Annotated in this window: 7 protein-coding genes; all 7 read right to left on the reverse strand. The window is 44.7% G+C overall.

The features are described from left to right. Positions 1 to 82: 82 nt before the first annotated feature. The 7 genes from ACNOGP_RS05020 to ACNOGP_RS05050 all read right to left on the reverse strand — a co-directional run bounded on the left by ACNOGP_RS05020 (position 83) and on the right by ACNOGP_RS05050 (position 15,286). A complete protein-coding gene (locus ACNOGP_RS05020) occupies positions 83 to 3,556 on the reverse strand; it encodes a PA14 domain-containing protein (protein WP_418214235.1) in 3,474 nt (1,157 codons plus the stop codon). Between the two features lie 16 nt (positions 3,557 to 3,572). Continuing rightward, positions 3,573 to 5,393 carry an MGH1-like glycoside hydrolase domain-containing protein gene (locus ACNOGP_RS05025; protein ID WP_418214236.1) on the reverse strand — a complete coding sequence of 607 codons (1,821 nt, stop codon included), beginning with the start codon at positions 5,391 to 5,393 and terminating at the stop codon, positions 3,573 to 3,575. Positions 5,394 to 5,509: 116 nt separating this feature from the next. Next, entirely contained in the window at positions 5,510 to 7,846 is a 2,337-nt protein-coding gene (locus ACNOGP_RS05030; RefSeq protein ID WP_418214237.1) for a TIM-barrel domain-containing protein, read from the reverse strand. A 42-nt stretch (positions 7,847 to 7,888) separates the two neighbouring features. Continuing rightward, on the reverse strand, positions 7,889 to 9,271 hold the full coding sequence (locus ACNOGP_RS05035) for a sialate O-acetylesterase (RefSeq protein WP_272720183.1): 1,383 nt from the start codon (positions 9,269 to 9,271) through the stop codon (positions 7,889 to 7,891). Between the two features lie 20 nt (positions 9,272 to 9,291). Beyond that, the gene (locus ACNOGP_RS05040) at positions 9,292 to 10,116 is read right to left on the reverse strand and encodes an alpha/beta hydrolase (protein ID WP_418214238.1); all 825 of its coding nucleotides are present in this window, start codon (positions 10,114 to 10,116) and stop codon (positions 9,292 to 9,294) included. A 19-nt stretch (positions 10,117 to 10,135) separates the two neighbouring features. Next, positions 10,136 to 11,584 (reverse strand): sialate O-acetylesterase, encoded by a 1,449-nt coding sequence (locus tag ACNOGP_RS05045; RefSeq protein ID WP_255507977.1) that lies wholly within the window; start codon positions 11,582 to 11,584, stop codon positions 10,136 to 10,138. 15 nt (positions 11,585 to 11,599) lie between these two features. Continuing rightward, positions 11,600 to 15,286 carry a glycoside hydrolase family 2 TIM barrel-domain containing protein gene (locus tag ACNOGP_RS05050; protein ID WP_418214239.1) on the reverse strand — a complete coding sequence of 1,229 codons (3,687 nt, stop codon included), beginning with the start codon at positions 15,284 to 15,286 and terminating at the stop codon, positions 11,600 to 11,602.

Raw genomic sequence — 15,286 nt, forward strand, 5'->3', positions numbered from 1 at the left:
TGAAGATTGTTTTCAGTTTACATTAATAATTTATAGATGGGTAGCCTGAGCGGGCTACCCATCTTTTAGTTTGCAGATTACTTTACCAGTTACTAATAGAAAGCATATTGCAAAAAAGTTTTCTAGCCACTTCGGCTGCCGGTTCTTGTGACAGTAAGTTGTCTACAACATCAAGTGTAGAGTAGATTATTCTCCCTTTACCATAAGGAATGATTCCCAAAGTAGAACCTAGGCAAAAGGGGGTAGTACGATAGGAGCCTACAATCATTTCGTCACCTTCCAAATAGAACCCTAATCTCTTATCTCCCTCGTGCACCAATGCTTGGTAAGGCCATCCCATAGCTGTGTTGGTGGGCAGTCCATTAAACAGGGGATGTTCTTTTACGAAGTGAATACCACCTATCCAATTGCGTCCTACTGAGTAAAATCCTTTATAGACACATCCGGTAGCTTGTGCTATGGCATCCATCCACGACTCGGCTGATTTGAGGAGTATTAGTGTAGTTCCGTCTTTTTTCACCCTGTCAAGCAAATGCTGTGGTGAGATGCTCGCCGAGTTGGGAAGTGACCATACTAATTGTACACTGCCCGAAGGAGCGTTTTGACTATATTCCACACTTATCTCTATCTCTTGTCCTGCTTCCAATTGGAAAGGACGGGTGATAGTTTGTTGTTTATTGTTTCTCCATTCATCAATGATACGTTTTCCGTTGACTGACAAGCGCATACCTTGATTGGATGATACTCCGAGGAGAAATGTACCGGTCAAAGGGACTTTTAGTTTGCCTTTCCAGATAGCAGAGAATGATTGATTGGCGGGAATTAGCTTGTGAGGCTGTTCACCTTCCACAAAGGTGTGGTCGATCTTTGTGTCGGAGGACACACCGGCTAAAGCTCCTATATCGTTATCTTTAAACCATAATACTTTGAAAGCAGGCTGTCCGTTGTTACAGAAAGCTTCTTCGGGGATGGGGTGGGGAGCGTCAAGTGACGGACGAGTTACCACAAGCCAATCGAGTGCGGGCATACTCGGATTAAAGGCAGGCAACGGCTGGTCTGTTTGATTTTGGTAATAAGTAGCCGTAGCGTCATTTGGAGCAGATGAACTGTAGAGTGCTCCTCGTCCGGATATCAGTTGCTTATTGTCTTCGATGGCCAACACGCTATCTTCACCCTCAGCGCATTTTTTGCCTGTTTCATTTATCAAGCAGGCTTTGATACGATGCATACCTTCACCTTGCGATATGTTGATGGTGAGCTGTTCATGTAAGAGTTGCCCATAGCAATCACTACCTTTGACAGTTACTGCTTTGCGAAGTTGCTGAGTTTCTTTTCCTTGTGGTGATATGGTAGTTACTACCAATTGGTAATTACCTTTCAAGATATTCTCGTTGATGAGATGGAAATCCACTTTTACACTATGGGGTAACTTTAAAAACTGGCTGCAAGGTGATACGGTCACATAACAAGGCTGCGTGTAGTAGGTGAACACTTCTTCATGACCTTTGCAGTTGCGGTAAATATCAACAATACCCGAATGATTGTCATAAGGCATGGATTCCCATCCGTTCACGGCATAGATATCGCCTATATTCTGCATACGCATACCCTGTAAACGTCTACCTTGGTGGTCGAGCTGTACATCACCCATACTCTGTGTCCATTCGTCGATGGTGGCAAAACTTGCCTGCAACCCTTTTTGTTCGAAGAATTTTTTAAAAGCGATATATTGTTTCTTCCAAAGTAGCCCATCCCAACCGGTAACTCCGTCAAGTCCTATTTGTTTTTCTATCAGCGCCAAACGTGGAGGAGTGGAGATAGCTCCCTCTTCGCCACGCATATACACTTCGGTACGGTTGGTGGTAAACATTAGGTTATTTTTTGTACTTCGGTAATAGCCTTCTTCCCATGTGGCCGGGCCTCCTGCTCGATGGTTGTCATACCATCCTTTGCGGTAGAGGGTAGTATCAAAAGGGAGCATATGGGCTTTGGCATCCTCTTCGGTATGTTCTTGGCCTGCCCACCCTGAAGTGAATGTCATCACCCGACTAGGATCAATTCGGTGGGCTTGACGCATATCGTTCATGCGTTTGGTGGTAAGCCATTTATCACGACTTTTGGGACCGCCCCATTCATTAATCAGGTTGTAGATGATGAGTGACGGATGGCTGCGGTCACGCTTTATCATACGTGTCAGTTTTATATTGGCTTGTGCACGGGCAAATGAGTCACGTCCGGCTGCATGAAACCCTCCTGGCTCTTCATAATAAAGCAGACCTAATTCGTCAGCTTTGTCAAGTACTATGGGGGAACCTATAGAGCGATGGAAATTGAGCATATTCAGCCCCAATCGTTTGGCTGTACGTATCTGTCTGTCGGCCATTTCGGGGGTAGCATAGAGTCCTGTCACAGGCCAATACCCCCAACTGATGGCTGTGCGCAGCATTATCCTGCGGCCATTCAGTACTAACTTGGCATCCTCACCAATACCAGTAGGCTGAAACCAGCGAAAACCGAACTGTTGCGTTGTGGTATCGAGTGTGATGCGCTTCGATGATTGAAGTATAGCCTTGCAAAGATATAAGTGTGGACTTTCGAGTTGCCAAAGTTTGGCATGGGGACAGTCAAAGGTTAATTCTATTTGATTGTCACCAAACTTGAGTTGCTTGAGAGTGATAGTTTGTGTGCCTATCACTTGGCTCTCATTTCCTTTCTCATGCAGCACTACTTCAAGATTGTATTTATCATGGTGAGTGGACTTTTCGTCATTTCGCACAGTAAGTATAGCTTTTACTTGCTGTGGGTTGGGCTGGTTCTGCATATAAATGTCAGAGATGTGGATAGGATTTAGGGCATTAAGTGTGACGCGTCCAATAATGCCACCAAACGACCGGCCGGGAATCATCTTATATGCTCCCCACCTCATTTCATTGAAATCTTGCCAATGAAAGTTTCCACCCGGATGTGTTACTCTGATAGCTAATTGCTGTTTTTCCCCCCACTGTACTGCTGGGGTGATGTCTACATCGAAAGGACTTTCACCGATAACATCATAGCCTACTAGATGTCCGTCCAAATAGACTTCAGCACGTTGCCGCACAGATTCAAAGTGTAGTACGACGCGTTTTCCTTGCAAGTGTGTGGGTAGATTGATAGTCCTGAACCACCAGCTCACACCTGTACCATCGTCCGGGTGCGGATTGTCGGAAGTGGTAGTATATTCTTCCACCGTTCCAGGTACCTGTACTGGCATAGCTATGGCAGGTGTAAGCGTCCCCCATCCCCCCGTAGGAGCGTTGGCAGGGAGTTGTGTTAGATTGATTGCTTCATGAGGTAGGTAAAGACGGTCATTCTTCCACGTCGCTTGCTTGTCTCGCCACATATACCAACCTTTGCCGGACAGTGACAGAGTAAAACGTCCTGATGAAATATTATCGTCTAAGGCCAACGGGAGGTTACCGGCATGTAAACTGTTTGTCCATGTCGGGCATAGCCATATTAAAAGCAGAAGGCTGTTGCATAGTTTCCATCGAATTAGTTGAGATTTGTTCTTCATATTATATTTATGTTTTTCATAATTCTACTACTCCGTTTTCTATTAGTGTGATATAGCCCAATAAGGCACCCCAATGATAGAATTTGTCACTGCGTACGGAATCATCACCTTCGCCCGTGGTGGCATTGTAGTTTTCGAAAACATAGCCATCTTTAAGCCATGATTTCAAAAGTAGTTTCTCTGATTTGTCAGACAATTGCCGACACTCTTTGGAAAGGTCATAATTTCGTAATCCCATATATACCAGAAAGTTGAGTGGAGCCCAAATACGTCCGCGCCAATAGTCATTATTTTTAAAAGCCGGATCATTGCGTGGAACCGAAGGAATGACATATTCACCCCAAAACTCTTCGGGGTTAAGAAGATGCTCTTTCATCATTCGTTCGGCTTGCTTTTGGCTGGCTGCTTTAGCCAAAAGCGGATAGAAATTGGTGGGTGATATGCGACGGTTAAACTTACCGTTTTGAGTGGAGCGGTTGTAATAAAGTCCTTTTTCCTTGTCCCAAAGCTGATTGATATTGTCACGGTATTTATCAGCACGGTCTTCAAGCATAACAGCGTCTTCCTTTTTATTCAACGTGCGGGCAATTTGTGCCAGATAGTCGCAATCCATCACGAAGAGCGAAGAGAGGCCTACATCCTGTTGTTCTTGCATATGTGTGACTTTATTGAAAGGGACACCATCGAACATGGACGAATTGTCTAACCCCGATTCCAGACAAGCTGCATAAGCGGTGTTTTGGTCATATTCCGAGCGGAAATAGCTTACCTTTTCGTAAGGAGAACTGCCGAAGCAGAACAGCCCTTCCCATGAACGATTCTCAATCCACCAATTATTCCAGGAAAGAAGTTCATTGTAGAGCAGTTCGAGTAGCCACTTGTCACCGTACTGCTGATAGAGAGTCCAAACAGCCATTGACCCTACTGGGGGTTGTGAGCGGTCACGTGATTTGAATCCGTTACTATAATAACAGTTGGGAACAAATCCCGATTCGGTTATGGCTTTGGTGATCTCCACAGCATTGGCATAGGCCAGTGCTTTATTCCCCACTGCCAGCATCATCGAAGCAAAATAAGTATCCCAACAGAATAGCGTAAACCCGCCAAAATCTACACTGGCAAACCATTCCGAACTCCAGATGCGACTTACAGGGGTAATCACCTTGCGGATGCCGGGATCATAGATGTTATTCCACCCCAAGATCGTTTGCATGGCATTATAGCAATCGTAGTTTTTACCGTATTTCAGTTTGTTTTCAACCACAAACTCTTCACCGCATTGTTTTACTCTTAGTACTGCCTGTTCCAATGTAGAGGTCATACCGCAACAAATGGCAATCTGGGTATCGGTCGATATTAGTAAGTCACGCCCCTTTTGCTCTACTGGAGCACCCAATAAGTGAGCTTTTACAGGTACTGATTTGTCTTTGGGCGCTAAGTAGATTTCCTCAGAATTATAATGTATAATATTTCCACGTCCCCATAATGATTTGGGTATTACTGCCAGTTTGGCTCCTTTCTTGCCATTGAGGTTGGTCACTATAATAATATTAGTACTGCCTTTGGCTGCACTTTCTATCATCCAGGCATAGCCATGCCATTTCACCTCCATTTTGGTATAAGTTCCATCGTAGGTATGTGCATGAGGTTTTAATATAGGTTTGTCAATGCCACGTGCACCTACTTTGAATTGACTGGCCCGATGTCCGTTCATATCAATCAAATTCAGATCAATGGCAAACCCGTAGGGAAGGTAGACATGTGTCAGTACGCTACGGGTGTCCCAAGTATTCCAACCTTTGGCTAGCTCTTTCTGCAAAGAATGATATTGTTGCATGGGGGTATTTATAGTTGTATGCATGGAGTACGCATAGGGAATTGACACACTGCCAAAGCTATACATCATGATAATTAATAAACAAAATAAATGTTTTCTCATGGTTGGTCTTTGATTTAAAATGATACAGACATTACTTTATCACTGTATTTCAACTGCTTTACAACTTCTTTTTTGCTATCGGTGCCTTTGAGACGAAGGGTGATGGTACGTTGTTTGGATGGTTTACCTTGGACTGGGCGGATAGTAAATGTCCGTTGCTGCTCGTTCCATTGCAACAAGGTGATATGGTATTTACCTTTTTGATAATCATAGGTCGTACCGTCGTCTTCATAGAGCACAAACTGACCATCAGATCCGGGATAGATAGACACCTCGATGGATGTGTCGCTATTTATATGCTTCAGACTTTTGGCATAGTAAGGTATGATAGAACCTGCTCTGACGTAAAGTGGTATACGATGGAGCGGTGCGGCGGCTTGGAGGGTAGTCCCTCCTTGATAAGAAGTATTGTTCCAGAAATCGAACCAGCAAGTACCTTTAGGTAGATAGACTTGGCGTTGGGTAACTCCTGCTTGTAGTACGGGACATACTAGGAATGCAGGACCATACATAAACTCATCTTTGCAATTGATTACTTTCGGGTCGTTGGCGAAATCGAAGGCCAATAGACGCATGGGAGTATAGCCGTGCAGGGTAGTTTGTGCAGTGAGTGTATAAATATAAGGCATAAGGCGGTAGCGCAAATGGATAAAGTTGGTACAGATGTCTTGTACACGCTTGCCATAGGCCCAAAGCTCGTTAGGACCCGTTGTATTGCCGGGATGTCGGCGACCATGGGAACGGAAAATGGGACAGAAAGTACCATATTGGAACCAACGGGTGAAGAGTTCACGGTAGGCTTCATCAGCTGCATTGCCACCTAGATAGCCTCCTATATCGGTAGTCCAATAGGGAATACCAGTAGCTGTGAAGTTAAGTCCGGCTGTCACTTGCAATCTTAATTCATCGAATGTGGCAGGTATATCGCCTGACCATACGGCAGTACCGTATTTCTGTTGTCCGGCCCAAGCACAACGAGTCAATACATAAGAGCGATGGTTGGGCTGTGCTTGAGTGATGCCTTCGTAGAAGTGACCGGTATGCACTAGTGGGTAGATATTACGTACACGTTGGGCCGAACCTAAGTAAGTAGTGGTGGGTAGGAACGATACTACATGATCAGGTTCAGGGCCATCTAGGAACCAGCCATCAATGTCATATTTGAGTAAAGCTGAGAATTTATCCCAATACATTTTAGCTGCTTCAGGGTTGAATGTGTCATAGATAATGCCGTCAATGGCTTTGGCGCCGTCAAGGAGATATCCTTTATCGGACATTTCTTTATAATTTTCAGTGTTTGGCTTGAAGCAGGGCCATACGGTGAGTACGACTTTGGTGTCATATTTTTTGTGCAAGGTGTCGAGCATGGCGGGTATATTGGGAAAGTCACGTTCATCAAAACGGAATGAGCCTGTGCCGTATTTACCCCAATGATGATAGTCAATAAAGATGGTACTTAGCGGTATTTGTTCATGATTCATGCGTTCTACAGTCTGCAATACTTCTTTGTGGTTGTGGTAGCGATTACGGCTTTGATGAAAGCCTAGTGCCCAATCGGGTAACATGGGTACGGTACCAGTAAGCGAACGATACGAAGCTACGAGTTTGTCAAGTGTTTCGCCTACAAAGAGATAGTAGTCTACTGTTGTTCCATAGTCGGATATGAAACTCATACCGGTTTGTGTATCTTCAAAGATTGTACGTGAAGGATTGTTCCAAAATACTCCCCACCCACCGGTAGAGTATACTACGGGTATGGCGGCTTGCGTGTTGTATTGTATCAGTTCGCGTTTAATACCCCGTAGATTCATATGTCCGTCACGATACTGCCCCAAACCATAGAGGGCTTCGTTCGGTGAAAGACGGAAATGACAGCTAGGTGTGATGGAATCAGATACGGCACTGGCACGTGCGATGGCAGGTGATTCAGAAAGGAGCTGTCGTCCCGCCTGGTTGTAGAAGGTAAGGTATCCTTGTTTTTTATGGACAGAAGCTTTGAATTGTGTAGTTGATAACTCGATGTAGTTCTCGTCTTCACGTACCTGAAAAGAAGCGGTAGCAGGTTCTTGTGTAACAGCATAACTGCTTCCCGGTAATTTCTTGGCTTTCGTTCCAAAGCTTACATGAAGTATTCCTGTTTGGTAAGGGCGTAGACAGAGTATACCTCCAGTTGTATGCAGTAGTAGGTCGGTCCCCCGTTGTTGCCAGGATAGGATTTGTTGAGTTGTTCCGGTATGAACTGTCGTTCCAACCGAACTTTGTCCCATTAGTTCGTTTACCGTGTCATCTTGCGCTAAGATGTGAGTCGGGAAAGAAGAGAGACAAGCAAGTAGAAGTATTATATTTTTCATCAGTAATCTGATAATGCGGTTAGTAAGGATGTATACAGTTGTTTACCATTCATCGGTTCTGAACGACGAAGCGGGTAATCCTGCCATATTAAACAAGGTACCTTTCACATAGTTTTTGAATCCGTAACGTACGGCAACCGGCTTGGGCACGCGTGCCGAACTGACAATCAGTGTCAGAAAGTCCTTGCCAAAACGTACTTGAGCAGGATAGAACTTCTTATCTTCACCGGCAATTTCAAAATCAGTGATGTGCCGGCGGAAAGAAGTCATGCCGATACCAATCTCGTCGAAGGTTAAGGTTACTTTATCTCCTTCAATTTGCATTGACTTGTAGAGTGGTCCGGTAGTAGGGAACCCTTTTTTACCGTAAGCCTTGCCCAAAGCCAGATAAGCAAATCGTTCGCCTACTTGTTTCTTTTCTTTGGGGTGAATGGTGTGGGCATCACCTATATCCATCAAACATACCATACCTGACGACGGAATTATATCAAGACACTTGCGCTGTACATCACGCAGGTAGGCCGAGTTCTTTTTGTCTCCATAGTTGAAGGGAGCGATTTGTGCATAGTAGAAGGGAAAATCACCTTGCCTCCAGATATTACGCCAATCAGTTACCATAGCGGGGAAAAGTTTGGCATAGCTTTCTGCTGCATCAGTATTAGCCTCACCTTGATACCACAGGCAACCACGAATACCATATCCAGCAATAGGAGCAATCATACCGTTGTATAAGGCAGATTGGTATTTCACTGTGGGATCTTCTTTGAAAGGAGCTACACCATCGGGACTCATCCAAGCTTCAAGGCGTGAGCCACCGCAACTTGCCAAGATCACACCTACAGGCATCCCTATCACTTCATTGATTTTGCGGGCAAAATAATAGGCTACCGCTGAGAAGTCAGGGATCGTTTCTATGTTGGCATGTTTCCACGAACCACTACAATCGGTTTGCGGTTGCCCTTTCATAGTAATGGCGATATTAAAGGTGCGAATCCCCTGATTTGGGGCTACGATAGAGGCTTCTAACGTATTCTCTACAGGATCGGCAATACGTCCGGCCATACGCATATCCATATTTGATTGGCCTGAGCAAAGCCACACTTCACCAATCATCACATCCTTTAATGTAAGTTTTTGACCATCATCGATTGTCAACTCGAAAGGACCACCGAATTTGGGAGTCTCAAGGCTTAGCTTGAATTTACCTTGCGCATCGGCTTGAACAGTGTATTTTTTGTTGTCCCACGAAGTGGTAACATACACAGGTTTACTTTTTTTGTCGGTGGAACCCCAAATAGGCACTTTTGACTCTTGTTGCAACACCATACCGTCGGTAAAGATAGCAGGCATAGTAACTTTAGCTTGTAAGTTGAGCGACAGGACTGTTGCAACTATTGAGTTGACTAGAATTTTATTCAATTTCATGATTAGTTTATTTAGTGTGATTATTTCCAAACTATTCCGTCTTTCAACCAACGTTGAAGTTCGGCAGTCCATTCGGATTTATATTTAAAGGAATCTTTGAAACCCCATCCGTGCCCTCCGGTAGGGTAGATGTGCATAGCCACAGGAATCCGATAGCGCAGCAACGATTCGAAATAGAGCAAACTATTAGCTGGGCGTACTCCGTAATCGTCCGAAGAAAGTGTCAGGAAGGCTTGGGGAGTCTGTGCATTGACACGTTTGTCTGTTGAATACTTTTGTATTTGCTCTTCAGTGGGATTAGTACCGATAAGCTTATTGCGTGTACCGGAATTGGTAAGGTTAGCCTGCATGGTAATAACAGGATAAAGTAGGATTTGGAAGTTGGGACGCATCGCCTCTGTTTCACAAGAGGTAGCCAGCAGTGAAGCCAAATGTCCACCAGCCGAGCAACCCATGATACCCACCTTGTTTTTGTCAATCTCCCACTCCTTTGCATGTTCACGTACAACAATCATGGCTTGTTGGGCATCTATAAGTGGATAGTTTACCCCATCTTTGGGTAAGCGATACTTTAATACTATATATGTGATACCCTGCGCATTAAACCAAGGAGCTAAATCATGTCCCTCATGCGTAATGGCTAAGTGATCATATCCGCCACCCGGACAAATCATCACTGTGATACCATTGGGAGTTTCGGGCAGATAGCAAGTCATAGTAGGTTCGTAAGCACTGCCGGCAGTCACGGCTTTGTCTTGCCAAACGGGGATTTCATTCTTTTGCTGAGCCGGTATGCTTGCTGCGCATGACATGAATATCAGTGAAATAAGTAAATAGCGTAACATCTCGTTTTATTCTTTAAAATTATTTATCCCAATTATCCGTTCTGAAAGGTACTAAAGGCAACCCTTCGATATTAAATACATAAGCCTCAGCGTAATTATGGTAACCATAACGTACTGCTACAGGGTTGGGTACTTCGGGACTGGATACAGCTAACCGGCAGGTTTTGGTCTCGATTTCGGCAGATGCAGGATGAAACACTCGATCTTCACCGGCTATTTCAAAACCTTTGAGTGGAGTCCACATCGGACAAAGACCGTTCCCGGCATTCTCTACATTGATGTAGACTTTATGTTCTTTAATCTCCATTGATTTGTAAATGGGAGGAGCATATCCGAATCCTTTTAAACCATAAGTCTTACCCAAGGCCCACCAAGCCAGACGTTGACCTACAGTAGCCTTATCCATCGGATGGATGAAGACATGATTGCCAATATCGAGTGTGGTTACCATACCGCTGTTGGGAATGCTTTTCATGTGAGTGGCTTGAACTTCACGTAAACGGGCAGCTGAAATGTCATTGGCACCTTCATAGTCGAACGGAGCGATCTCCACATAATAGAAGGGCAAATCTCCACGTCCCCAACGGTTACGCAAATCTTTTACAAAAGCAGGTACCAGATCTTTGTAAAGTTTGTAGTTACTGCGGTTACTTTCTCCCTGATACCACAAGAACCCCTTGATGGCAAATTTGGTTAGCGGTGCCACTTTTGCGTTGAAGAGCACAGTTGGCTCCGTGTGGAGTGACTTTACCGGCTGACCGTTGTCGAGCATCGAGAGATTGACGGATGGGAATGCTTTCAAAGCTTCACGGCTCATCCACGGCTCTATCATCGAACCACCTAAAGTAGATACCATGATTCCCACGGGCACTTCGAGTACTTCTTGGATATAACGGGCAAAGTGGTAGGCAGCGGCGCTGGCGATAGCTACATTCTCAGGACTGTTCACCTGCCATTCACCGTGCATGTCTTCTTGCGGAGTTTTGGCTGATTGGCGAAACCATGTGCCGTCTTTTCTGTCCGTATTAAAAATACGGATAGGGGTGGAGGCTTTGGAACGGGCTATAATATCATTGCCACCACGATGAGGTTGACGGTCGAAACCGCGTATGGGCATTTCCATGTTCGATTGTCCCATGCAAAGCCACACTTCACCTAGCAGTATATTTTCTAAAGTCAGCTTTTCGCCATCATTGAATGTGATTTCGTAAGGACCACCGGCTTTGGAAGTATATATCTCGACTTCCCATTTGCCGTCCGCACCCACTTTGGTCTTTACGGTTCTGTTGTTCCAGGAGGTTTTGATAGTAAGTTGTGCACTAGGCTTAGCTTTACCCCACAACTTTACACTCGTTTTTTGCTGGAGCACCATATTTGAGGCCAATACTGATGGTAACTCAACTTTTGCCTGCAACGCAGGGACCCCCAAAAGGAGTCCCATTACTAAAGAAAATAATTTCAGTTTCATATACTTAATTGGATATTATAGCAAATCGTTGATAATGTTAACTAATAATCTGCCTGCGATAGGATCGGTATCAGCCTTTTGTGTACTCATGGTTGATACGATAGCCTTACCTTTACCTTCGGTCACTTGGAAAAGGGTGAGACCGCGAAGCTTCTCAAGTCGTTCAGCGCGAGCCTCCATATTGCTTTCATCCAAATAAGCGTGTATCTTCATCTGGGTGGCCAGCTCGGTTATATTGGCATGGCGAACTACGTCCATAGTAGTATTGCAAGCTTTAGGCATCTCACGTTGATTGTTGTTGAAGTAACGTAAGTTCAATACATCAATTCCATTGAACACGGAAGCGTCATTGCGCTCCATCACTACGATATCACCTTCAGTAGGCGTTACCCAACTCTTGATGTAATCAGGATAAACGGCTTTGGCTACTTCGTTACTGTTCAGGTAGAGTACTTTGCCGCCGTTGGCTTGGTAGTCGGTCAATGCTTTGGCTTCATCAGGTGTACAGCGGTTACGTCCTGATATTATGATAAGGTCGGCTTTCAGCTTCTTGGCTGTCAATTCCTTAACGGTAGTCACCTTTTGATAAGGGATATTCATCGCGTCGAGCTGTTTGGCCATGCCGTCATTATCGAGCAAAGCGATATGTTTACCATCAATTACGTGTGCGGTTGCATACTCTTTCCGTGCCACGTTGAGGTCATACCAGTTGGTTGAAATTACCTTACCATTCTCTTTCACCGCTAGTTTCAATTTTACAGGCATAATTTCGTTCTTCAGTTGAGCGGGCATGGTAATATTGGGTGTAATATAAGTACGACCATAGTAAGGTACAGCTGGGAATTTGTCGGTCCCCGATGCTAATACGTTGTTGTTTTCATCTACAATCTGCCATTCAAGGTCAGTAGCGGTAAGTGCGCGACCTTGCTCATGGTCGTTGACCAGATAGATGCGAGTAGCTAGTTTGCTGCCAGCGTAAAGGTTGCGTCCCCACAGTTCGGCACTTACTAGAATAGGTTGCATGGCACGTTGCATTGCGTAATAGGTAGGGTATGGACTGATGTTTTTATAGTCGTAGCACTGGCGTAACCATGTCATATAGGCAAAATGCATGATACCCGATGCTTGTTCGTTAGTACGACGCAATGTTTCAGCTAGTTCACCGGTAATGAACGATTGCACCTTGAGGAACGAAGCGGGATCAGCCCAATCATAAGCTTCATAACCAATTAAAGAGAATGGATTTTGATGAATGAGCTGATAAGAACGGGTAGGATGTCCAGTTTCGTTATTGGGATAACCGGTACTCATCTCTTGGCTGATAAGTGGACGTCCCGGAGCCTTGAAATGCTTTTGGAATTCACCGTTGAAGAAACGGAAAACTGAGAAATCATACCAATTGTAGTAAGCATGGTTATCGTCGATATCTCCATCATCCATGGTGTCTACAAATTCCTTTCCGAAACGGCGGACAGCCTTACTATTCAAGTAGTTCGAGTCGAAACAGATAGGACGTGTGGGATCTACCTTACGCATATCTTTTACTACATCCGATATAATGGAGAACTTCTGTTTGGCACGTTCCAGATCAGCGTCAAGATCGTAAAATTTCATTTCGTTGTTTACTGTCCAGAATATTACTGATGGGTGGTTACGATACTTCTTCACTAATTGCAACCATTCGCCACGCCACAAATCCATAGTAGTTTTATCAGGAATGGGAGTAGAGTGGATCATTAACCAAGGCCAAGTACCCTCAAAACTTACGGCAATGCCATTACGGTCAGCGGCTTCAATCCAAAGTTTGTTCCAAGGAGTAGTGTGTGTACGGGTAGAGTTGATGTTACCCTCACGCATCAGTTGCATGAACTTATCAGCCAATTTGGCATCGTTGGGGCAAAGTGCAAAGGGGATGTGATTGCCTCCACGTAGCCAGTATTTACGACCATTGAGATAGAGGAATCCGTCTTTCGATTCGAAGGTACGAAATCCCGAAGTGATGGTTAACAGGTCGGTAGCTACACCCTTTGGATCTTTCAGCGAGAACTTGAAGTCGTAGAGGTGGGGAGTAGCGGGTTCCCATAATTTGGGTTGCAGACCATTAACATTACATTTATATACTTTTTGTTCGTTACCTTTTAAACTTACAACATTAGTGAGTGCTTTGCTACATAGCGTTTTTCCGGTTTTCTTATCAATGATATCGGTAAAGATTGTGAAAGTTGATTTTTTGGAAGCGCTATTTTTAACGGTTACCTCGAAAACAGCACCGGTAGTCGATGGTTGGATAAATACATCGGCAATTTTCACAGGATTTGTAATTATCAATTTCACGGGTTGCCAAATACCGGCAGGATTGTCGCCATAGAATCCGTGAGGTACATCGGTAATCACGTGCTTGTTGGCCTGCTTGTCGTTCTTATTATCCTCCACTTCCTTACGCACCGATGAGTAGTAGTTCTCCATAGCATCACTGGTCTGCTCGGACATTCCTTCAATGTTGCGGGTTACCTTAATGGCTACCAGATTCTTACCGGGCTTCATGTAAGGAGTGGCATCAATATCGAAATTGCTAAACATACCGATGTGAGAACCGGCTTTCTGTCCGTTAATATAGACTTCGGCCATCTTCGAAACAGCATCGAATGAAAGGGTTAGTTGTTTGCCTTTCACACCTTCGGGAAGTTCAATCCACTGTCTATACCAGGCAGCGCGGGTACGGCGGTATTCGAAAGTATAGTTTTCGCAACGGTCACTCTCCTGTTGGTAATATGTATCAGATACACCTTTTGATTGCGGACCGGTGGGGGATGACATACTCTCTCCATGTAACCAGATACGGATGGGAGTCCAAAAATTAGGTACTTGCATGATGTGCCAATTGTCATCATTGGTAGTTATAGCGGTAGCTTGTGTTGCATCATTCATCTGGTAACTTGGCATAAATAGCCAATCTCCGTCAAGGTCTATCTCTGTGCGGTCGGTAGTCAGTTCAGTCACCTTCACACCCTTGTAATTAGCACGTGCCTGTTTGCGGATAGTTTCTTTCTCACGTACTGTAAGCTGTTTTTGGAATTCTTTACGGGGGATGCTTTTCAAGGCGTCTTTGTCGAGTTCTACCACTTTGAGGTCGTCGAACTCGGTTTTGATCCAGCTTCCCCCCAAAGCTACTTCGCCAGAGGGAGCTTGTTGGGGCATGTGTTTATCCACCAAGTCAATATGGGGTAATTTATTATCATTTACAAACACACGGATACGGTTACCGCATACCTCTATACGTAAAGAATACCATTCGCCGGGTACGGGGTGAAAGCCTAGCGGACGAACTCCCATCAACTCATCCATTCCCATATAGCCGGTGCGCATCAAATAAAGGTCGTCTTGTAGACCGCCCTTAATACCTACCACATAGCGGTCGAAACGGTTATAGGTATGGAAACCTGCCCAAATTTGTACTTGCTCAGCTTCCTTGGGTGCACGCGCTTTAAACGACATACTGTAGTTCGTCCAGACTTTATTGCCAAAGAGAGCAAATGACCCTTTCGAACTCAATACACCATTCGAGACTTGACATACACCACGCCCCACGCAGTTCAGTTTCTCTGCCGAGTTGGAGAAATCATTCTCTAATAAATTTTGTGCTTGGCAGGAAATTGAAAAGCAAGCCAGTAAACCTAATACACTATTGAATATTTTTCTCAT

Origin of the sequence: Bacteroides difficilis (assembly GCF_048319815.1) — a bacterium.
In the GTDB taxonomy this organism is placed as follows: domain Bacteria; phylum Bacteroidota; class Bacteroidia; order Bacteroidales; family Bacteroidaceae; genus Bacteroides; species Bacteroides zhangwenhongii.